At 73.7% G+C, this 19130-nt stretch carries 22 protein-coding genes; 12 read left to right on the top strand and 10 right to left on the bottom strand.

Annotated elements, in window-relative coordinates; translation table 11 throughout:
- The first annotated feature begins 26 nt into the window (after positions 1-26).
- Positions 27-911, top strand: coding sequence for a LysR family transcriptional regulator (locus ACZ5UI_RS06540; RefSeq protein ID WP_464195447.1), 885 nt, complete (start codon positions 27-29; stop codon positions 909-911).
- A gap of 34 nt (positions 912-945) precedes the next feature.
- Entirely contained in the window at positions 946-1284 is a 339-nt protein-coding gene (locus ACZ5UI_RS06535; protein WP_464195445.1) for a luciferase domain-containing protein, read from the top strand.
- Here ACZ5UI_RS06535 and ACZ5UI_RS06530 read toward each other — a convergent pair.
- A complete protein-coding gene (locus ACZ5UI_RS06530; RefSeq protein ID WP_464195443.1) occupies positions 1260-1562 on the bottom strand; it encodes a DUF2277 domain-containing protein in 303 nt (100 codons plus the stop codon). The two genes, ACZ5UI_RS06535 and ACZ5UI_RS06530, sit on opposite strands and share 25 nt — an antisense overlap.
- Before the next feature lie 24 nt (positions 1563-1586).
- Between ACZ5UI_RS06530 and ACZ5UI_RS06525 the strand changes: the two genes are divergently transcribed.
- Both ACZ5UI_RS06525 and ACZ5UI_RS06520 read left to right on the top strand, forming a co-directional pair.
- Positions 1587-2303 carry a VOC family protein gene (locus tag ACZ5UI_RS06525; RefSeq protein ID WP_464195441.1) on the top strand — a complete coding sequence of 239 codons (717 nt, stop codon included), beginning with the start codon at positions 1587-1589 and terminating at the stop codon, positions 2301-2303.
- A 51-nt stretch (positions 2304-2354) separates the two neighbouring features.
- Entirely contained in the window at positions 2355-3341 is a 987-nt protein-coding gene (locus tag ACZ5UI_RS06520; protein WP_464195439.1) for a hypothetical protein, read from the top strand.
- On the opposite strand, the gene ACZ5UI_RS06515 is transcribed toward ACZ5UI_RS06520, so the two are convergent.
- Positions 3338-5461 carry a CocE/NonD family hydrolase gene (locus ACZ5UI_RS06515; RefSeq protein ID WP_464195437.1) on the bottom strand — a complete coding sequence of 708 codons (2124 nt, stop codon included), beginning with the start codon at positions 5459-5461 and terminating at the stop codon, positions 3338-3340. The genes ACZ5UI_RS06520 and ACZ5UI_RS06515 overlap by 4 nt on opposite strands.
- A 138-nt stretch (positions 5462-5599) precedes the next feature.
- On the opposite strand from ACZ5UI_RS06515, the gene ACZ5UI_RS06510 reads away from it, so the two are divergent.
- Positions 5600-6850 carry an MFS transporter gene (locus tag ACZ5UI_RS06510; RefSeq protein ID WP_464195435.1) on the top strand — a complete coding sequence of 417 codons (1251 nt, stop codon included), beginning with the start codon at positions 5600-5602 and terminating at the stop codon, positions 6848-6850.
- Here ACZ5UI_RS06510 and ACZ5UI_RS06505 read toward each other — a convergent pair.
- Genes ACZ5UI_RS06505 through ACZ5UI_RS06490 form a run of 4 tightly spaced genes read right to left on the bottom strand, consistent with a single transcriptional unit; the run spans position 6822 to position 10183 of the window.
- Complete coding sequence (locus ACZ5UI_RS06505; protein ID WP_464195433.1) at positions 6822-8144, bottom strand: DUF4153 domain-containing protein; 1323 nt, start codon at positions 8142-8144, stop codon at positions 6822-6824. The genes ACZ5UI_RS06510 and ACZ5UI_RS06505 overlap by 29 nt on opposite strands.
- Before the next feature lie 54 nt (positions 8145-8198).
- Positions 8199-9137 carry a sensor histidine kinase gene (locus tag ACZ5UI_RS06500; RefSeq protein ID WP_464195431.1) on the bottom strand — a complete coding sequence of 313 codons (939 nt, stop codon included), beginning with the start codon at positions 9135-9137 and terminating at the stop codon, positions 8199-8201.
- Positions 9134-9814 (bottom strand): response regulator transcription factor, encoded by a 681-nt coding sequence (locus ACZ5UI_RS06495; protein WP_464195429.1) that lies wholly within the window; start codon positions 9812-9814, stop codon positions 9134-9136. The genes ACZ5UI_RS06500 and ACZ5UI_RS06495 overlap by 4 nt, the downstream gene beginning before the upstream one ends.
- Positions 9815-9850: 36 nt before the next feature.
- Complete coding sequence (locus ACZ5UI_RS06490; RefSeq protein ID WP_464195427.1) at positions 9851-10183, bottom strand: DUF4031 domain-containing protein; 333 nt, start codon at positions 10181-10183, stop codon at positions 9851-9853.
- A gap of 24 nt (positions 10184-10207) precedes the next feature.
- Between ACZ5UI_RS06490 and ACZ5UI_RS06485 the strand changes: the two genes are divergently transcribed.
- Both ACZ5UI_RS06485 and ACZ5UI_RS06480 read left to right on the top strand, forming a co-directional pair.
- On the top strand, positions 10208-11266 hold the full coding sequence (locus ACZ5UI_RS06485; RefSeq protein WP_464195425.1) for an FUSC family protein: 1059 nt from the start codon (positions 10208-10210) through the stop codon (positions 11264-11266).
- Between the two features lie 4 nt (positions 11267-11270).
- Positions 11271-12584: a Tim44 domain-containing protein gene (locus ACZ5UI_RS06480; RefSeq protein ID WP_464195423.1), complete on the top strand. Its 1314-nt coding sequence runs from the start codon at positions 11271-11273 to the stop codon at positions 12582-12584.
- Here the strand turns inward: ACZ5UI_RS06480 and ACZ5UI_RS06475 are convergent.
- From ACZ5UI_RS06475 to ACZ5UI_RS06465, 3 genes are read right to left on the bottom strand one after another with little or no spacing between them, the layout of a single operon-like run.
- A complete protein-coding gene (locus ACZ5UI_RS06475) occupies positions 12574-12885 on the bottom strand; it encodes a hypothetical protein (protein ID WP_464195421.1) in 312 nt (103 codons plus the stop codon). The two genes, ACZ5UI_RS06480 and ACZ5UI_RS06475, sit on opposite strands and share 11 nt — an antisense overlap.
- A gap of 4 nt (positions 12886-12889) precedes the next feature.
- Positions 12890-13426 carry a glutathione peroxidase gene (locus tag ACZ5UI_RS06470; RefSeq protein ID WP_464195419.1) on the bottom strand — a complete coding sequence of 179 codons (537 nt, stop codon included), beginning with the start codon at positions 13424-13426 and terminating at the stop codon, positions 12890-12892.
- A complete protein-coding gene (locus ACZ5UI_RS06465) occupies positions 13426-14115 on the bottom strand; it encodes an SDR family NAD(P)-dependent oxidoreductase (protein WP_464195417.1) in 690 nt (229 codons plus the stop codon). The genes ACZ5UI_RS06470 and ACZ5UI_RS06465 overlap by 1 nt, the downstream gene beginning before the upstream one ends.
- Positions 14116-14182: 67 nt before the next feature.
- Here ACZ5UI_RS06465 and ACZ5UI_RS06460 point away from each other — a divergent pair, with 67 nt between their 5' ends.
- From ACZ5UI_RS06460 to ACZ5UI_RS06440, 5 genes are all read left to right on the top strand, one after another.
- Entirely contained in the window at positions 14183-15913 is a 1731-nt protein-coding gene (locus tag ACZ5UI_RS06460) for a thiamine pyrophosphate-binding protein (RefSeq protein ID WP_464195415.1), read from the top strand.
- A complete protein-coding gene (locus tag ACZ5UI_RS06455; protein ID WP_464195413.1) occupies positions 15910-16419 on the top strand; it encodes a VOC family protein in 510 nt (169 codons plus the stop codon). The genes ACZ5UI_RS06460 and ACZ5UI_RS06455 overlap by 4 nt, the downstream gene beginning before the upstream one ends.
- The gene (locus tag ACZ5UI_RS06450; RefSeq protein ID WP_464195411.1) at positions 16419-17372 is read left to right on the top strand and encodes a phosphotriesterase family protein; all 954 of its coding nucleotides are present in this window, start codon (positions 16419-16421) and stop codon (positions 17370-17372) included. Before ACZ5UI_RS06455 ends, ACZ5UI_RS06450 begins: the two co-directional genes overlap by 1 nt.
- Positions 17373-17446: 74 nt before the next feature.
- Positions 17447-17941, top strand: coding sequence for a hypothetical protein (locus ACZ5UI_RS06445; RefSeq protein ID WP_464195409.1), 495 nt, complete (start codon positions 17447-17449; stop codon positions 17939-17941).
- Positions 17942-17946: 5 nt separating this feature from the next.
- Positions 17947-18501: a hypothetical protein gene (locus tag ACZ5UI_RS06440; RefSeq protein WP_464195407.1), complete on the top strand. Its 555-nt coding sequence runs from the start codon at positions 17947-17949 to the stop codon at positions 18499-18501.
- Positions 18502-18536: 35 nt separating this feature from the next.
- Here the strand turns inward: ACZ5UI_RS06440 and ACZ5UI_RS06435 are convergent, their stop codons facing one another.
- Positions 18537-19121 carry a methylated-DNA--[protein]-cysteine S-methyltransferase gene (locus ACZ5UI_RS06435; RefSeq protein WP_464195405.1) on the bottom strand — a complete coding sequence of 195 codons (585 nt, stop codon included), beginning with the start codon at positions 19119-19121 and terminating at the stop codon, positions 18537-18539.
- Between the last annotated feature and the right edge of the window lie 9 nt (positions 19122-19130).

The following is a 19130-nucleotide window of genomic DNA, read 5'->3' as shown; positions in this document are numbered from 1 at the left end:
GCTGCTCCGAGCTAGCATGTTTCGTTATGGAGCTGCGGCAGCTCGAGTATCTCGTGGCGGTGGTCGACGACGGCGGGTTCACGCGAGCCGCCGAGCGCCTGCACGTGGCCCAGCCGGGCATCAGCGCGCAGCTGCGCAAGCTCGAGGCCGAGCTCGGACAGGAGCTCCTGGACCGCTCGGGCCGGCGGGTCCGCCCGACCGCCGCGGGCCAGGCGGTGCTCCCCTACGCACGAGCCGCGCTGGACGCCGTGCGCGGCGTGCGCCTGGCCGTCGACGAGCTCAGCGGCCTGTTGCGCGGGCGCGTCGCCGTGGGCACCGTCACCTCCTACGGCGACCTGCCGGTGCCCGACCTCCTGGCCGCGTTCCATGCCCGCCATCCCGGTGTCGAGATCACGCTCAGCGAGAGCACCTCCGACCAGCTGCTGTCCGGCGTGCGCGAGGGCCGCCTGGACCTGGCCCTGGCCGGCACCACCGGGGACGCACCGCCCGGCGTCGCCACCGACACGGTGATCGAAGCCGAGCTGGTGGCCGCGGTGGCGCCGTCGGACCCGTGGGCCCGACGGCGGACCGTGACGATCGCCCGGCTGGCCGCGCGCGAGCTGGTCAGCCTGCCCCGGGGCACCGGGCTGCGGGCCGGCCTGGAGGACGCGTTCGCCGCCGCCGGGCGCACACCGCGCGTGGCCTACGAGGCGGGCGATCCGCGGGTGGTCGCCGACCTGGCCCAGCGCGGGCTCGGCGTGGCGATCCTGCCCCGGGCCCTGGCGGAGTCGCGGGCCCCGGCCCTGCACACGATCGCGCTCACCGGCCCGACGCCGCGCTCACGCCTGGAGCTGGCCTGGCGAGCCGACGGCCCGGTCTCGCCCGCCGCCACCGCGCTCGTCGCCCTGGCCCGCGAGCGACTCGTCCCTTGACTTCAAGTGCGCTTGAAGCTTCACGCTTGGGCGCATGATCGAATCGGCAAGCGACATCATCACCACGACGGCCCTCACCTGGCCCGGCGTGCACGGCGCCAACGGCGAGCGCGGCGAGTGGTCGCTGCGGGTCGGGCGACGCGAGATCGGCCACCTGCACGGCGACCGCGTCGCCCACTTCGGGTTCCCGCGCTCGGTCGGCGCGCAGCTGCGGGCGGCGGGACGGATCGAGCCCCACCCGGTCATGCCGGACAACCCTGGCTGGGGCGCACGGCCGTTGCGGACCGAGGACGACGTCGCCGACGTGATCGCGCTGCTGCGGCTGAACTACGACCGCGTCGCCGCGCGCTACGGCGTGCCCGAGACGGCCTGACCGACCGTCACGCGCGTCTGGCGGCGCGCGAACTGGGCGCGCTTCTTGGCCAGCTCGACCTCGCGGTCCTTGGGCGGCTGGTTGGTGACCAACTCGCCCATCAGCTCACCGGAGATCGCGGCGATCGCCTCGACGGCGCGGTCGAACGCCTCGGCGTTGGCCTGCGACGGCTTGGTGAAGCCGCTGATCTTGCGGACGTACTGCAGGGCCGCCGCGTGGACCTCGTCATCGGTCGCCGGCGGCGCGAAGTTGTACAGCGGGCGGATGTTGCGGCACATGCAGCAAGGGTACGGTTCGCAGTCGTGTTCGACCACCTCAGCATCCGCGCCAGTGACCACGAGGCCTCCCACGCCTTCTACACGACCGTCCTGGGCGCGCTCGGACACGCCCCCGGCGGCGCCCCGGGCTTCAGCCAGTTCGGTGAGTTCTTCGTCGCCGCCGCGTCGGACGAGCGCCCGCCCACCCGGCACGTGCACGTCGGGTTCACCGCCGACTCGCGCGCCCAGGTCGACGCGTTCTGGCAGGCCGGCGTCGACGCGGGCTATGCCAGCGACGGCGAGCCGGGCGAGCGGCCGCAGTACCTGCCCGACTACTACGGGGCGTTCCTGCTCGATCCCGACGGCAACAGCATCGAGGCCGTCCACTACGAGACGGTCAACCGCAACGGCCTCGTCGACCACGTGTGGCTGCGCGTCCTGGACACGCCCAGCGCGCGGGCCTTCTACGAGACGATCGCGCCCGCCGCGCACCTGACGCCGGGCGAGCACGACGCCGAGCACGCGATCTTCCGCCTGGCCTCCGGCGGCTCGTTCTCGCTGGTCAACGGCACGCCGACCGAGGCGCTGCACATGGCCTTCAGCGGCAGCCGCGCCGACGTCGACGCGTTCCACGCCGCGGCGATGGACGGCGGCTACACCGACAACGGCGGCCCGGGCATCCGCGAGCAGTACGCGGCCGACTACTACGCGGCGTTCGTGATCGATCCCGACGGCAACAACATCGAGGTCGTCGACCGCTAGCGCGCCCGGGGAGGATTGCCGCCCGCCCGGACCGGGAACCGAGGTTCCACCATGCTCCGCCGGGTCGCTGTCCTCACCGCCGCCACTGCCCTCCTCGTCCCGGCGGTGGCCGGGGCCCAGGCGCCGAACTCCACCGACGTGCCGCTGGCCGGCGGCGGGGCCGTGCACGTCGAGTTCAGCGAGGCCGCCGGAGGCCTGAACCCGGAGCTGGCCGCGGCCTACGTCGGGTATCTGGACTCGATCCCCCACGGCAGCGAGCTGCAGCGTCTGCGGATGCGCATCTCGTCCCAGCAGGAGGTCGCGGGCCTGTGCTACGGGCTCGAGCGCGAGCACATCCTGGCCTGCTACGAGCCTCGCTTCAACCGCATGAACGTGCCCAACGTGGGCCTCGACGCGACCACCACGGACGGCAAGTACACGCTGCGCTACGTCCTCACGCACGAGTACGGACATCACATCGCCAACCACCGGGCCAACCCGGGCTTCCGCGGCGGCGCGGTCGACTGGGGCCCGAAGCTGTGGGCCTCCGCGGAGCTCGTGTGCGCCGGCGTCGCGCGCCGCTCGCTGTTCCCCGGCGACGAGGGCAGCCGCTACCTGGCCAACCCGGGCGAGGCGTGGGCCGAGGCCTACGCGCGCCTGGTCTTCCCCGACCAGCCCTGGCGCTGGACGGGCCGACTGCTGCCCAACGCGGTCACCCTCGACGCCGCCCGTCGCGACGTCGTCGAGCCGTGGACGAAGAACCGCGGGGCCGCCGGGTTCACGATGGCCTCGGGCCGCCACACGCAGCGCTTCTCGGTGCCGATGAGCCTGGACGGCACGGTCAAGGTGCTCGTGCGCGGCCCGCGCCGCTCCGAGGTCGGCGTGCGGCTGTCGCTCAACGGCCGCTCGCTGGGCGCCAGCCGCAAGCGCGGGCGCACCGACACGCTGACCCGCCAGCGGGCCTGCCGCAGCGCGCCGACGCAGAACCTGACGGTGACGGCGATCCGCCGCGGCGGGGCCAAGGGCCCCGTGAAGGTGCTCGTCTCCTACCCCGGCTAGGCGGGCGGGGGCACGAAGTCGCGGCAGGGCTCGCCGCGCTCGCCCGGGCAGGGCGGCAGCGGCGTCGGGACGCTCACGCCCGGGACCACCGGCAGCACGATCCGCGAGGGCATCGTCGCGCCGTGCGCGATCTGCACGATCGCGGTTCCGCTGGCGGGCTGCGTCTTGGTGAACTCCCACACGGGCTGGTCGCCGCCCGGCGCCGCCACGATGATGCGCAGCCGCGAGCCGGCCCGGTACACGTGGCCCTGGTAGTAGAGCGGCACTGTGACCTTGGTGAACTGGCCGGGGGGCAGCGGGGCCGCCGTCTTCTTGGCCAGCGACAGGACGGGCTCCAGCTCGGTGCTCTTGGCCGCGTCCAGCGCGCGCAGGCTCGAGCGCAGCCAGCCGTCCTGCACGAACGTCTCCTTGCCGTCCGGGCGCACCTCGGTGACCGTCACCTGCAGGTCGACGTCGGGCACGGAGGCCTGGATCCACAGGTCGACGGCGCCGCCGCCGATCACGGTCGTGTCGGCGCTGAGCGGGGCGGTCAGGTAGGACGCGGACGTGCCGGCGGGGTTCTGGTCCCAGTGGTAGCTCGGCGTCGCGGTCCACAGGCCGCCGGCGCCACCGCCGGTGTTGCCGGTGAAGCTCGTGGCCGACCGCGCCTTGGGGTTCCAGGTGAACTGGTCCTGGCGGACGGTGCCGGTGGCCGCGTCGGCCAGGGTGCCGCCCGCGTCCAGGAACCAGGACCGCGCCTGCGTGCCGGGGATCGGCAGCGTCGGGAAGGACTGCTCGAACCCGGGGACCGGCGCGCCGGCCTGCGGGCTGCCCGCGCCGTTGTCGAAGAGCACGCGCACGGACGGCTGCGCCTCGAAGGCGGCCAGCGCCGACTGGTAGTCCGGCTGCTGCTGGATCGGATCCGGCGGCAGCACCTGGCCGGGCACGCCGAGCACGGACTGGTAGATGGCCCCGGCGCCCGCCGCGGCGGCCGCGGGCAGCGTCGGCTTGCGTTGGGCGACGTACAGCTCGAGGAAGTCGAACCAGCGGTTGAACGTCGCGGGATCGAGCGAGTCGGTGTGTACGCCGTTGGTGAACGTGAACCACTTGCGGGTCGTGCCGGTGAAGTGCGGCACCAGTGCCGGGCAGTGCCCGCCGGTCTGCTCGTCGGTCCACTGGCAGGCCAGGAAGGTGGGCACGTTGATCTTGTCGACGAAGGTGATCGGCGCGAGCGGGTCGGCGACCTTCGGGACGTAGAACTGGTTGCGCTCGGTCTTGGCCAGCAGGTCGACCGCCTGGTCGTGCAGCTCCTGGTTGGCCTTGCACACCTTGTCACCGGCCTTGATCCGGTCCAGCGCCCACTCCTGGCCGCCGGTCTCCGACGCGGGCAGCGCGTCGTGCACGCGGTCCTTGGCCCAGGACAGCGCGAAGCCGGAGTTGAGCATCCCGCCGGGGTACAGGGTGGTGGCGGTGTTGTCGATCACCGACAGCGGCGTGATCGCCGACAGGCTCGGCGGCTGCGTGGCGGCGGTGAACAGCTGGCTGATGCCGCCGTAGGAGATGCCGGCCATGCCGACCTTGTTGTGCAGCACCCAGGGCTGGCGCGCGACGGTCTCGATGACGTCGTAGCCGTCCAGGCCCTGCAGTGGCTCGAAGTAGTCGAACGCGCCGCCCGAGCAGCCGGTGCCGCGCATGTTGACGTCGACGACCGCGTAGCCCAGCAGCTTGTAGATCGCCTGGATCGAGCTCTGGCCGCCCTCGGGGTTGGCGTAGCCGTAGCCGGAGTACTCCACCAGCGTCGGGTACGGGCCCTGATCCGCGGGCCCGGGCAGGATCACGTTGATGGCCAGCTTCGTGCCGTCGCGCGTGGTCAGGTAGCCGTAGCCCTCGGGCACCTTCTGGCTGTAGGTCCTGGTGGACGGCGGCGTCGAGCGCGTCGACATGACGGTCACGGCGCGGGACGGCTTGGGCTTCCCGGCGACGCGGATCCGGTAGCCGCTCCCGGCGGCCACGTTGCGGAACACGACGCCTCCGAGCTTGCCGGCCCGGCGGGTGGCCACCCGCTTGCCGGAGCGCAGCAGCACGACGCGGGCGCCGCTCTGGGCCCCCGTCACGTCGACCTGCTGGACGGAGCCGCGCACCACGGGCGCAGCGGAGACCGACGGGGCGGCAACGGCAAGCGTCGCAAGCCCCGCGGCGAGAAACAGTGACCCAGCCACGCGCATGGCGCGCACTCTGTCACGAACGACGGATGCGCGGCGCGCCATGATGCGGGCGGCATGTCGTCCACCGCTGTCCCACGTCACCTCGGCGGCCTCGTGCGCCTCGAGCTGGCCACGCTGCTGTCGGGCGCGGGCAACGGCGTGGCGCTGGTCGCGCTGCCGTGGCTGATCCTCGAGCGCACGGGCAGCGCCTCGGCCGCCGGCCTGGTGGGCGCGGCCGCGGCGCTGCCGATGTTCCTGTCGTCGGTGTTCTGCGGGACGCTGATCGACGTCGTCGGACGCCGGCGCATGGCCATCGCCTCCGACGCCGCGTCCTGCGTGGCCGTCGCGGCCATCCCGCTGCTGGACCTCGTCGGCGGCCTGAACCTGGCCACGCTCGTCGTGCTGGCCATGCTCGGCGCCGCGTTCGATCCGGCCGGCGTGACCGCGCGCGAGACGATGCTCCCGGCCGCCGCCACGCAGGCCGGCTGGACGCTGGACCGGGCCAACGGCGTGCACGAGGCGGTGTGGGGCGTGGCCTTCCTGATCGGGCCGGGCATCGGCGGGGTCCTGATCGCCGTGATCGGCGCCGTCGACACGCTGCTGGTCACCGCCGGCGGGTTCGCCGGCTCCGTGCTCCTGCTGGCCACGCTGCACCTCCCCGGAGCCGGCCGGCCGGCCGCCCACGAGCGCCCGGCCAGCATCTGGCACGGGACGCGCGAGGGCCTGTCCTTCCTGTGGCACGAGCCGCTGCTGCGGGCCGTCGGGGTCCTGACGACGCTGATCCTCGCGCTCTACCTGCCGATCGAGGCGGTGATCCTCCCCTACTTCTTCGAGAGCCAGGGCGAACCGGCGCGCCTGGGCATCCTGGTCATGGTCATGAGCCTGGGCGGCGTGGTCGGCGCGCTGGTCTACGGCGCGATCGGCGCGCGCTTCCCGCGTCGTGTCGTCTTCGTCGGCGCGCTGGCCGGCACCGGCCTGGCCATCCTGGGCCTCGCGCTGCTGCTGCCGTTCGCCGTGATGCTCTGCTTCGCGTTCGTCGTCGGCCTGCTCTACGGGCCGGTCAACCCGCTGCTCAACTACGCGATGCAGACGCGCACACCCGAGCGCCTGCGCGGCCGCGTGATGGGCACGATCACGTCGTTCGGCTTCGCCGCGGGCTCGCTCGGCTTCATCATCATCGGCCCGCTCGTGCAGGGCGTCGGGCTGAAGCCGACGTTCATCGGGCTGGCCGTCGTGCTGCTGGTCGCCGCGCTGGCCTCGATCCCGTCGCGCGCGCTGCACGAGCTCGACGCGCCGGTCAGCGAGCCCGCGCCCGCGCCAGGTTGAACCCGGCCAGCCCGTCGGCGCGCTCCAGCCGCCGCAGCAGGGGCGGCACGACCACCCGTCGCTCGCCCTCAGGCAGGTGCTGCAGCGCGCGCAGCGCGTCGGCGCTGAGCGACCGCAGGTACTCGCGGTCGATCTGGCCGGTCTCGGCGTAGCGATCGACCGCCGCGTCGGCGATGCGCGCGTCCGGATCGCTGAGCGAGAAGGCCAGCGCCAGCGCGAGCGACAGCGCCGCCGCGACCCGCGGAGCGACGCGGGCGATCCGCGGTCGCGCCCCGGCCGCCAGCACCAGCACGAAGGTGAGCGCGAGCCAGACGAGGATCGCGCCGCCGCCGTAGCGCACACGGGTCAGGCCGTAGGCGTCGATGACCAGGCCCAGGCGCCAGAACGCGCTGACCAGCACCAGCATCGTCAGCCCGCACAGCGCGCCCAGCAGCAGGCGCACCCGCGGGTCGCGCCGGCGCGCGGCGAGCGCCACCACGCTGAGCGTCAGGCCGGCCACGACCAGCAGCTGGACGAACCCGGACCGCGCGTAGTCCCCGTAGCCCAGCCCAGTGGTGCGCTCGACGTAGTCGGCGCCGCCGAACAGCACCCGCAGCTGGACGGTCACGAACAGCGCGAACAGGCCGACCAGCGCGGTCAGGGCGATCCGCAGCTCCACCCGCCCGACCGCCCACGGCTGCCGTTGCGGCCCCTGCGTCGCCGGCCGCCCCGACCAGATCAGCGCGGCCGCGATCAGCGTCACCAGCAGCGCCGCGCAGATCCGCGCCACCAGCTGGTCCACGTGCTCGGGCGGCGACAGCAGATCGTTGGTCAGATCGGCGAACGCGCTGTCGGCGCTGACGAAGAGCGCACCGAACAACGCGAGCAGCACCGCGGCCAGGGCGGTGCCGCGCAGCGCCGCGATGGCGCCGCCCGCGCTCTGCGGACGCGGCAGCTCGCGCACCAGGCCCTGCCCGAGCAGGCGGGTCCCCCCGAACCAGCGCAGCGGTGCGACCGCGGCCCGGGCGACCTGCGTCCACGTCGCGGGCTGCACCACGGCCACGGCCGTGGCGGCCAGCGCCGCGACGACGGACGCGGCCACCACCCACCCGGCGTCGCGCAGCACCGGTTGCACCGCGAGCGCCGCGGCCAACGCCAACGCCAGCCGTCCGATCGGTCGCTGCGTCCCATGCCAGGCGGCGGCGATCACCACGAGCAGCACGGCGGTCAGGGCCAGGCCGACGCGGTGGCCGACGACGGCCACGGCGGTCAGCAGCGCGGCGCCGGCCACGCAGGCCAGGGCAGAACGGGACATGCGGGAACCTCCCGGGTTCGGGTGAATGAGACGTGCGGTACGGCGGGCGTCAGCTCAGGGGAGCTCGACGACCATGCGGCAGCCGTGCGGGTGCGCCGGCTCGGCGCGGATCGAGCCGCCGTGCAGCTCGACGATCGAGCGGGCGATGGCCAGTCCCAGGCCGAAGCCGGCGGTCGACCGCGAGCGGTCGGCCCGGGCGAAGCGGTCGAACAGCCGCTCGGCCTCCTGCTCGGAGAGACCAGGGCCTTCGTCCTCGACCTCCAGCCGCAGACCACCGCGCGGCCGCGCGCGAGCGCGGACGGTCACGGGCGCCCCGCCGCCGTGGCGGCGGGCGTTGTCGACCAGGTTGGTGACCACCTGGGCCAAGCGGTCGGGATCGCCACGCGCCTGCAGCCCGGGCGGCAGCTCGACGGGCACGCCGTGGCCGTCGACCAGCTCGGCCACCGCGAACGTGCGCGGGTGCAGCGCGGTTCCGCCGGCCTCCAGCCGGGACAGGTCCAGGAGCTGGTCGCTCAGGCGCCCGAGGCGCTCGACCTGGGCCAGCAGCGCGCGCGGATCGACGGGTTCGACGCCGTCGACCGCGTTCTCCAGCTGGGCCCGCAGCGCGCTGATCGGCGTGCGCAGCTCGTGGGCGGCGTCGGCCACGAAGTCGCGGCGCGAGCGGTCGACCTGATCAAGCTCGGCGGACATGCGGTTGAAGGCGCCGGCCAGCTGGGCGACCTCGTCGATCCCGGAGGCCTCGACGCGCTGGCCGTGCTCGCCCCGGGCCATCGCCTCGGCGGCCCGGGCCATGGCCCGCAGCGGCGCGGTCAGGCCGCGGGCCACGAGCTGGACGGCGATCAGCGCCGCGACCAGCGCGACCAGCGCCGCCCAGCGCTGGCGCAGGCCCAGGTCGGACGCGACGACCAGCGTGGCCAGCGTGACCACGATGGCCAGCACGATCACCAGGCCCAGCTTCAGCTTGATCGACGCGATCCGGTCCAGCGGGTTCACGACGGGTCTCCCAACGCGTAACCGTGCCCCTGGACCGTGCGCACCACGGTGGCGCCGAGCTTGCGCCGCAGCGCGGCGACATGCGAGTCGACGGTCCGCGTCGATCCACCGGCGCGCCAGTCCCACACCTGGTGCAGCAGCTCGTCGCGCGAGAACGCGCGTCCGGGCCGGGCGGCCAGGGCGGCGAGCAGGTCCAGCTCGGTGGGCGTCAGGCGGATCTCCGCGCCGTCGCGCACCGCGCGGCGGGCCTCCAGGTCGACGACCAGGGCGCCGAGCTCGATGCGCGCGGGTGCGTCATCGCCCACGGCGCGGGCGGTGCGGCGCAGGATCGCCTGGACCCGCGCGACCAGCTCGCGTGGGCTGAACGGCTTGGTCAGGTAGTCGTCGGCCCCGATGCCCAGGCCGACGAGGACGTCGGCCTCGGCGTCGCGCGCGGTCAGGAACAGCACCGCGACCGGTCCGTCGGCCTGGACGCGGCGACAGACCTCCAGGCCGTCGAAGCCCGGGAGCATCCAGTCCAGGACGACCAGGTCCGGCGCGGCGCGGCGGCACAGCTCGACGCCCGCGGGACCGTCGCCGGCCACCTCGACGCGGTAGCCCTCCGAGCGCAGCCGCGCCGCGATCGATGCCGCGATCGCTGCCTCGTCCTCGATCACCACGATGGTCCTGGCGCTCACGACGGCGATGCTAAGCGCCCACCGGTGCAGGACAGGTCAGGAAGTTGTGCGGGTTCGGTGCAGATCTCGGGCGGCGGCGCGCTCGGCCAGCACCTGCGCACGCGGGACGTAGGACCCGTCGGGCCGCTTCATCAGGACGTCGTCGGGAACGCGGCGGTCGAGGATGGCCACCGCGCCCGCGGACAGCGCCAGCTCGCGGTACTCCGGGGTCACGTCGTAGTGCGGGAAGCGACGCGCGTCCTGGAACCAGGCCCGGCGCAGGCCGATCGCGGCGGCCAGCGCGTGCAGCTCGTCGAGGTCGGAGGCGAGCAGGTGCGCCCACAGGCGGCCGCGCCAGGGAATCACCGCTCTGTCGACGTACACCGCCACCCCGACGATCGTAGATCAGCGAACATGCCCCGCTCGATGGGCGCGATCGCGGACATCACCCGCGACGCCTTCCGCGTCGAGGAGGAGGGCCTGGACTGGGCCTCCGGGCTGGCCGGCGCGGTCTGCGCGGTCGGCCCGCTCGCCGTGGGCGTCGCGGTCGGCGACCCGGCCGCGGGCTTCACGGCGGCGATCGGCGGCCTGAACACGGCGCTGGTCGTCCCGCGCGCCGGGCTGCGCGCGCGCCTGTGGTGGGGCATCGCCGGCGCGCTCGGCGGCTGCGCGGCGATCACGCTGTCCCAGCTGCTGGAGGACCGCACCTGGACGCTGCTGCTGGGCACGCTCGTGTGGGTCGCGGTGTGGGCGTTCTGGCGGGCCAACGGCCGCGTCGGCGCGCTGCTCGGCTTCGCCACCGCCGCGGTGTTCGTGATCCTGTCCGGGCTGCCGGGCGATCCTGGCGACACGCTGCACCAGCTGTGGCTGTACGCCGCGGGGGCCGGTCCGGCGCTGGCGCTGATGGTCCTCGCGCGCCGCGGCGACGCTGCGCCCCCCACCGGCTCCGCCGCCCTGCGCGCCTTCCTGCACGCGCTGCGCCACGATCGCGACCTGCGCGGCCACGCCGTTCGCCTGTCGCTCGCCGTGACGCTGGGCACGCTGATCTACCGCGCGTTCGATCTCGATCACGGCTACTGGATCCCGTTGACCACGCTGGCCATCCTGCAGCCCGAGGAGCGCGCGACGAACGTGCGCGTGATCCAGCGGGCCGCGGGCACGCTCGGCGGTGCCGCGGTGATCCTGATCATCACGCTGGCCTTCGACGCCCAGTGGCTGCTGCTGACCTGCGCGGCGATCTCGGCCTTCGGCCTGTACGCGCTGGACCACCGCAGCTACTTCTGGCTCGTCGTGCTGCTCACCCCGACCGTGCTGTTCATGATCAGCGCGGTCGACTTCCAGGGCGACGACGTGGCGCTCGATCGCGTGGCCAACAGCACCCTGGGCATCGTCGTCGGCCTGGCCATCGGAGAGATCTGCTGGCGCCTGTTGCGCGCTCGCGGTGGAACGAACGCGCCCGGCGTGGCAGGCTGAGGGCATGTCGCGCGTCGCTCTGCTGGTCACCACGCTCCTGCTCGTCACCGCCCCATCCGCCCTGGCCGCGGCCGGCGGCGGCTCCTCGGGCTTCGGCGGCGGGGGTGGTGGCGGCGGTGGCGGCGGCGGGTTCAGCGGCGGCGGCGCGGGCGGCGGCAGCATCTCGCCCGTGGCGATCCTCCTGATCGTCATCGTCGTGCTGCTCTTCGCCGCGTTCAGCGCGATCCAGGCCCGGCGCTGGCGGCGCAAGCGCGACGCGCGCATCCGCCACGTGCAGCTGGCCGCGGCCGAGGCCGCCCAGGACGACGCCGCGTTCGCGGTCGAGAAGGTCACGACCGACGCGACGCAGCTGTTCCAGCAGATCCAGGACGCCTGGTCCAAGGACGACCGCAAGCGGCTGCACAAGCTGTGCTCGCCCGACCTGTGCGTCGAGTGGGAGCGCCGGCTGGACGACTTCTCCTCGCGCGGCTGGCACAACCGCGTGCAGATCCAGGGCACGCCCGAGGTGCACTACGTCGGCCTGGTCAACCGGGCCGACGACGTCGACGACCGCGTCTGCGTGCTGATCCAGGCCACGCTGCTGGACTACGTCGAGGACGCCAACGGCAACCGCATCAAGCGCAACGACTCGACCAGCACGACGACGTCGCTGCGCGAGTACTGGACGCTGACCAAGCGCGACGGGCACTGGCGCCTGCTGTCGATCGAGCAGTTCGGCGAGGGCGCCCACAACCTCGACTCCGAGCTCGTCGCCTCGCCCTGGAGCGACCAGCGCCTGCACGAGGACGCGGTGCTTGAGGGCGCCGCGGCCGACGCGGTCGGCAGCCCGGCCGACGTGGCCTCGCTGGTCGACCTCGACTACGCCCACGACGGGCGCAAGGCCGCGCTGGACCTGAGCCTGGTCGACGGTCGCTTCGCGCCCGACGTGCTGGAGACCAGCGCCAAGCGCGCCGTGGCCGCCTGGGCCGAGGCGGTCGACGGCCCCGATGACGCGCTGCAGCGGGTCGCGCGCCCGGCGGCGATCACCCAGCTGCTGTACCCGACCGGCGACGACGCGGTCCGCCGCGTGGTCCGCGGGCCGCAGGTCAAGGCGATGACGCTCGTGCAGCTGGACGGGTCCACGCAGCCGGCGCGGATGACCGTCGAGCTGTCGCTCTCGGGCCGCCGCTACCTGGAGAACCGCGACACGGTCGCGATCGTCTCCGGGTCGCGCGACAGCGAGACCTCGTGGACCGAGCGTTGGACGTTCACGCTCGACGGCGACGAGACGGCGCCCTGGCTGGTGGCCAGCGCGGGCGACACCGCCGTCACGGCCTGAGCGACCGCAGCAGCGCGGCGTCGGGCTCGCCGCCGTGCAGGTGGCCGAGGATCCGCTCCTCGAACTGCACCTCGATGCGCAGGCCCAGCCGGGCCGACAGCTCGCCCACGTGACCGATCAGCGCCTGGGCCAGCGCGTCGTCGAGCCCCTCGACCCGCGCGTAGGCGCCCACGGTGCGCTCGTCCCCGCCGGCCGGGTCGTCGAAGAACCCGGCACCCGGCACCGCCCGGGCCAGCTCGCGCAGCGCGTCGGCGTGATCGTCCGCGGCCCGATCCGCGACGAACACGACGAGGTACGCCACCGGCCTACGCCCCGAGCGCCTGCTCGACGGCGCTGGTGATCTTGTCGCTGGTCGGCGTCGTGGTCGGGCCCCAGTGGTCGATCAGCTTGCCGTCGGCGCCGATCAGGTACTTCGTGAAGTTCCAGGACGGCGGGCCGGAGCCGGGCTGGCGGGCCAGGTCCTCCCACAGCGGCGCCGGCTCGGCGCGTACCGACAGCTTCTCGGTCAGCGGGAAGCTGACGCCGTAGTTGCGCTGGCAGAACTCGCCGATCTCCGCGGCCTCGGCCAGCTCCTGCTCGGCGAAGTCGCCCGACGGCGTGCCCAGCACCTGCAACCCGCGCTCGCGGTAGGTCTCATACAGCTCCTGCAGGCCCGCGTACTGGGGCGTGAACCCGCACTTGCTCGCCGTGTTGACCAGCAGCGTCGGATGGCCCCGCAACGTCTCCAGGTCCAGCGTGCCGCCCTCCAGCAGCGTCACCTGGTGGGCGTACAGATCGCCCGCCGCAGCGAGCTTCTTCGGCCGGCGCCGCCCGTACATCCGCAGCGTGGACACGATTCCCATCAATAGACCGCCCTTCCGCCCGACAGGTCGTAGGTGGCGCCGGTCGAGAACGAGCAGCGCTCCGAGCACAGCCACGAGGCCAGCTCGGCCAGTTCTTCGGGGTGCCCCATGCGCCCCATCGGCACACGCGACGCGAACAGTTGGCGCTCCTGCGGTGTCGCCGTGTGGGTGGTCAGGCCCGCGTCGATCACGCCCGGCACCAGGCAGTTGACCAGCACCCCGGTCTGCGCGTTCTCCTTGGCCACCGACTTCGTGAAGCCGATCACACCCGCCTTGGAGGCCGAGTAGGCCGACATGCCTGGGTTGCCGTCCTTGCCGGCGATCGAGGCGATGTTGACGATCCGCCCCCACCCGGCGGCGACCATCGCGGGCAGGCAGGCGCGGGTGACGTGGAAGGTGCCGATCAGGTTGACCGCGATCACCCGGGCGAAGGCGTCGGGCGGGTAGTCGACCGCGTCGGCCGTGGGGCCGGCGATGCCGGCGTTGTTGACCAGCACGTCGATGCGCCCGAAGCGCTCCAGCACGCGGTCGGCCAGCGCCTGCGCGGAGCCCGGATCGGTGACGTCGACGCGCTCGCCCTCGACCAGATCCGCGCGCACCACCTGCAGCCCGTCGGCGGCCAGCCGGGCGCTCATCGCCCGCCCCAGACCACCGGCTCCACCGGTCACGATCGCCACGCGCTGATCCATCGCGGCGGGGATGGTACGCCTCCCCGCTTTCTGTTTGACTGTTTGACATCCGAACGGAGGAGAGGTCGTGGGGATCACCGCTGGTCAGGCCATCGTCGACGTGCTCGCGGCCGAAGGCGTCCGCCACGTCTTCGGGCTGCCCGGCGGCCACGTGCTGTCGATCTACGACGCGCTCTACGACACGCCGCAGATCGACCACATCCTCGTTCGTCACGAGCAGACGGCGGCCTCGATGGCCGCGGCGCACGCCCAGCTGACCGGCGAGCCGGGCGTCTGCCTGGTCACCGCCGGGCCCGGCGTGACGAACCTGCTGACCGGCGTGGCCGAGGCCTTCGTCGGCTGCCTGCCGATGCTCATCCTGGCCGGGCGCGGCGCCACCGCCACCGCCCAACGCGGCGCCTCCCAGGAGGTCGACACCGACCGCATCTTCGCGCCGGTGACGAAGTGGGCGGTGCGCGTGGATCGAGCCGATCTCGTCGTCGACGTGCTGCGCCGCGCGTTCGCGGTGGCCCGCAGCGGCCGCCCCGGTCCCGTGCTGGTGGATCTGCCGCGCGACGTGCTCGACAGCGAGATCGAGGAGCGCCCGTACCTGCCGGTGGGTCGCCCGGCCCGCCCCGCACCCGATCCCGACGCGGTGAGCGCCGCGGCCGACGCGCTGGCCGGCGCCCGCCAGCCGATCCTCATCGCCGGCGGCGGCGTGCTCGCCGCGGCGGCCTGGGACGGCGTGCGCGCGGTGGCCGAGGCGCTGGCCGCACCGGTGCTGACCAGCCTGTCGGGCCGCGGCGCCATCCCCGACGACCACCCGCTGTCGGCCGGCGGGCTGGGCGCGCATCGCACGCGGCTGTCCAAGCGCGTGCTGCTCGAGGCCGACGTCGTGCTCGGGCTGGGCACGCGCTTCGAGGAGATGGAGACGAGCTGGCGGGCGGGCACGGTGCCGCCGCCGGAGGCGACCTACATCCAGGTCGACATCGATCCCGCCGAGCTGGGTCGCAGCGTGCCGGCGCAGATCGCGGTGGCCGGCGACATCGGCCGCTTCCTGGACGCGCTGCTGCCCGCGCTGGCGCAGCGCGGCGCCGTGCTGGCGCCCGGCGCGTGGGCGCAGCAGCCGCGCACGCAGGCGATCGCCGACGAGCTGGCCGAGCTGGTGGCCGAGGGCGCCGAGCTGGCCCGCGAGGACCGCACGCCGATGCACCCGCTGTGGCCGATCGAGCGCGTGCGGGCCGCCTTCCCCCGCGAGACGACCGTGGCCTTCGACGTCGGCTGCCTGGCCCAGCACATCGCCGGCGCCCAGCCCTACTGCCAGGTGTACGGGCCGCGCACGACGATCGTCCCGTCCAGCTTCTACGGGATGGGGTTCGTGGCCAACGCGCTGCCCGCCGCGCGCGTCGTGCATCCCGACCGTCCCGCGGTGTGCTTCGTGGGCGACGGGTCCTTCCAGATGGCGCTGGCCGCGCTGCCGGTGGCGGCCGAGTACGGGCTGGGCGTGACCTGGGTGGTGCTCGACGACGAGGCGCTGGGCTCCATCCGCGACATCCAGCAGCACCGCTTCGACGACCGGATCCTGGGCACCGAGTTCACGCTGCAGCCCGACTTCGCGGCGCTCGCTCGCGCCTGCGGCTGCCACGGCGAGCGTGTCGAGCGCGCGCAGGACGTCGACGCGGCGATCGCCCGTGCGCTGGAGGCCAACCAGCGCGGCGTCCCCGCGGTGCTCGACCTGGCGGTCGCCCGCGAGCGGCTGCGCGGCTCGCTGGAGCACTACACGTTCTACCCCGAGGCGCTCGTGCAGGCCTCGCGATGACGCTGGTCCAGTACGCCTACGTCGTCGCCGACATCGACGCGGCGATGGCCGAGTTCACCGCCCGTCTGGGCGTCGGGCCGTGGCATCTGCGCAGCCGGTTCACCCCGCCCGCCGGGCGCTACCTCGGTCGGCCGACCGCGCCGCTGTTCAGCCTGGCCCGGGCCTACTCGGGCCCGACGATGATCGAGCTGATCGCCCAGCACGACGACACCCCGTCGGTCTACCACCCCGGCGACGGACCGCGCACCTACGGCTTCCACCACTGGGCCCGGTTCAGCCACGACTTCGACGCCGAGGTGCACCGGCTGCAGGCCACCGGGTGGACCGAGGCGTTCTACGACGAGCTGCCCTCCGGCTCGCGCGTGATGTACCTCGATCCGAACTCGACCCTGCCGGGGCTGCTCGAGCTCGTCGAGCACACCGAGGCCCAGGCCGCCCGGTACGCCGAGATCCAGCGCTCATCCATCGACTGGGACGGGTCCGATCCCGTCCGCCGGGAGAACTGATGCCGACCGTCGAGACCGTTCAGGGCCCTGTCGACGTGGCCGACCTGGGCACCACGCTCATGCACGAGCACGTGGTGATCCTCCAGCAGGAGATGTTCGAGAACTACGGCCGCGCGTGGGGCGAGCCGTACTGGGAGGAGGAGTCCGGCGTCGCCGACGCCGTGGCCAAGCTGCGCCGGGCCCGGGAGGGCGGGATCGACACGATCCTGGACCCGACCGCTCCCGGCCTGGGCCGCTCGATCCCACGCATCCAGCGCATCAACGCGCAGGTGCCCGACCTGAACATCGTCGTGTGCGGCGGCTTCTACGGCTTCCTCGAGCTCCCCAGCTTCCTGGCCTACCGCTCCGACGAGCAGATCGTCGAGCTGTTCGTGCGCGAGATCCGCGAAGGGATCAACGACACCGGCGTGAAGCCCGGGTTCCTCAAGGCGGCGGTCGAGAAGGAGGGCATGATCGGCGACGTGCCCCGGATCCTGGCCACGGTGGCGGCCGCGCAGGTCCAGACCGGCGTGCCGCTGATGGTGCACACCAGCGCGCCGACCCGCGGCGGGCTCCCGGTGCTCCAGCGCCTGCTGGAGCTCGGCGTGACGGCCGACAAGATCGTCATCGCCCACGCGGGCGACAGCAACGACCTCGACTACCTGCGGGCGCTGGCCGACCAGGGCGTGTGGCTGGGCTGCGACCGCTTCCAGATCGAGCACTTCAACCCCGACGCCGACCGCGTGCGCACGCTGGCGGCGCTGGTGGCCGAGGGCTACGCACCGCAGATCCAGCTGGGCCACGACGCCGCCTGCTTCTTCGACTTCATGCACCACAATCCGCCGTTCGCCGACGAGCGTCCCGACTACCTGCACATCCGTGACAAGATCCTGCCGCAGCTCCTGGCCGCCGGGGTCACGCAGGAGCAGCTGGACACCATGCTGATCGACAACCCGAGGCGCTTCTTCTCCTGATCGCGGCAGACCGGCAGCTCGACGACTGGCTGGCCGACCCGGTCATCCGCACGCGCCACCGCCGTGAGGCACCGGTGGCGCCGCAGACGCTGTGGGCGGCCGCGCGGGCGATCCGCCTGGACGAGACCCGCACCCTGGGTCGGCTGATCGGCTGGCGGATTCCCGACACGCCGCCGCACGAGACGTTCCGCGAGCTGTTCGCGCGCGAGCCGTTCCTCGTGCTCGACGAGGGCCCGCTGCACTCGGTGTCCGGGCTGTGCGGGCGCATCTGGACGCTGCGGCGCGACTATCCCAGACTGCACGGGCCGGGGGAGTTCCTGGCCTGGGACGAGCCGGGGACCGCGCGGGTGCTGTTCGCGCACTGGGTGGAGCCCTGCGCGCAGGGCAGCGCGCTGATCAGCGAGGCCCGCGTGGCAGCGGTCGACACGCGGGCCCGGTTCGCGCTCAGCGTGCTGTGGCCGACCGTCCGCGGATTCGAGCGGCGCATCGGCGGCGAGGCGCTGTCGCTGGCCGTGCGGCGGGCGTCCGAGCCGTCGCCGTTGATCCGCGACGCGACGGGCGGCGCATAGTGGTCATGCGCCCGATTGCCGCCTGCGCCGCGCTGCTGTTGACCGCGATCACCCTCGTGGCCTGCGGCGGCGGCTCCAAGTCTGAGCCGACCAGCACCGGCATGTCCGTCGTGACCGTGCCCAGCACGGTGCCGCACAACACCAAGCCCGCGCCGGCCAACGCCACCGACGAGCAGGTCATCCGCCTGTGGGCCGACACGCTGCGCCACGGCGACGTCGACGGCGCCGCGGGCATGTTCTCGGTCCCGTCGATCGCGCAGATCCAGCCCGGCGAGCCGTTCCTGAAGCTGGACACCCCGGAGAAGACCAAGGCGTTCAACGAGATGCTGCCCTGCGGCGCGGTCCTGCTGCGCACCGAGAAGCAGAAGGGCCTGACCGTCGGCGTGTTCCGCCTGTCCGACCGGGTCGGCGCGACCTGCGACGGCACCGGGGCGGTCGCGCGCACCGGGTTCGTCATCGAGAAGGGCCGCATCACCCACTGGATCCGCCTCCCCAACAAGCCCGGCGACGAGCAGATCCAGCCCGACACGGCCGACCAGCAGGACCCCCCGCTGGTCTGACGCCCGGCGTCGGATCGCGGCCTTGCGCCGCGCGCTCACCGACCGGCTGCTGGAGCAGCTGCTGACGAGAACAGGGTGAGCTCGTCGGCGGCGTCGCCGGCGGCACCGGCGCCCTCGATCTCCAGCATCCGCCGCTTGGTCGTGTTGCCGCCGCGGGCGCTGAAGCCGCCCAGTCGGCCGCCCGCGGCGACGACGCGGTGGCAGGGCACGACGATCGGGACCGGGTTGTGGCCCATCGCCTGGCCGACCGCCTGGGCGGCGCCCGGCTCGCCCAGCTCGGCGGCCACGTCGCCGTAGGTCCGCGTGCGGCCCGGCGGGATCGCCCGCACGAGCTCGTAGACGCGGCGGTTGAACGCCGGCACGCGCTCGAGATCGACGACCACGTCGGTCAGGTCGCGGTCGCCGCCGTCCAGCAGCTCGCCGATCGCCGCGATCGCGTCGAGGATCGCCGGATCGGTCGGGGGCTGCGTGTCGACGGCGTCGGGGAAGCGGCGGGTCAGGCGATCGCGCGTCTCGCGCACGCCGGCCTCGGGCAGTTGCACGCCGACCAGGCCGCGGGGGCCCCACACGAGCCCGACCGGGCCGATCGCCGTGCCGAAGAGGGTGTAGCGCAGGTCCATGCCGCCAAG

The organism is Conexibacter sp. JCM 18997 (assembly GCF_055391915.1).
This window is presented reverse-complemented; position numbering and strand designations above follow the sequence as displayed.

Bases quoted from the DNA above. Each gene is read 5' to 3' on its own strand.
- ACZ5UI_RS06540 (WP_464195447.1), top strand. From the start codon at position 27: ATGGAGCTGCGGCAGCTCGAGTATCTCGTGGCGGTGGTCGACGACGGC.
- ACZ5UI_RS06535 (WP_464195445.1), top strand. From the start codon at position 946: ATGATCGAATCGGCAAGCGACATCATCACCACGACGGCCCTCACCTGG.
- ACZ5UI_RS06530 (WP_464195443.1), bottom strand. From the start codon at position 1,562: ATGTGCCGCAACATCCGCCCGCTGTACAACTTCGCGCCGCCGGCGACC.
- ACZ5UI_RS06520 (WP_464195439.1), top strand. From the start codon at position 2,355: ATGCTCCGCCGGGTCGCTGTCCTCACCGCCGCCACTGCCCTCCTCGTC.
- ACZ5UI_RS06510 (WP_464195435.1), top strand. From the start codon at position 5,600: ATGTCGTCCACCGCTGTCCCACGTCACCTCGGCGGCCTCGTGCGCCTC.
- ACZ5UI_RS06505 (WP_464195433.1), bottom strand. From the start codon at position 8,144: ATGTCCCGTTCTGCCCTGGCCTGCGTGGCCGGCGCCGCGCTGCTGACC.
- ACZ5UI_RS06485 (WP_464195425.1), top strand. From the start codon at position 10,208: ATGCCCCGCTCGATGGGCGCGATCGCGGACATCACCCGCGACGCCTTC.
- ACZ5UI_RS06480 (WP_464195423.1), top strand. From the start codon at position 11,271: ATGTCGCGCGTCGCTCTGCTGGTCACCACGCTCCTGCTCGTCACCGCC.
- ACZ5UI_RS06470 (WP_464195419.1), bottom strand. From the start codon at position 13,426: ATGGGAATCGTGTCCACGCTGCGGATGTACGGGCGGCGCCGGCCGAAG.
- ACZ5UI_RS06465 (WP_464195417.1), bottom strand. From the start codon at position 14,115: ATGGATCAGCGCGTGGCGATCGTGACCGGTGGAGCCGGTGGTCTGGGG.
- ACZ5UI_RS06455 (WP_464195413.1), top strand. From the start codon at position 15,910: ATGACGCTGGTCCAGTACGCCTACGTCGTCGCCGACATCGACGCGGCG.
- ACZ5UI_RS06450 (WP_464195411.1), top strand. From the start codon at position 16,419: ATGCCGACCGTCGAGACCGTTCAGGGCCCTGTCGACGTGGCCGACCTG.
- ACZ5UI_RS06440 (WP_464195407.1), top strand. From the start codon at position 17,947: ATGCGCCCGATTGCCGCCTGCGCCGCGCTGCTGTTGACCGCGATCACC.
- ACZ5UI_RS06435 (WP_464195405.1), bottom strand. From the start codon at position 19,121: ATGGACCTGCGCTACACCCTCTTCGGCACGGCGATCGGCCCGGTCGGG.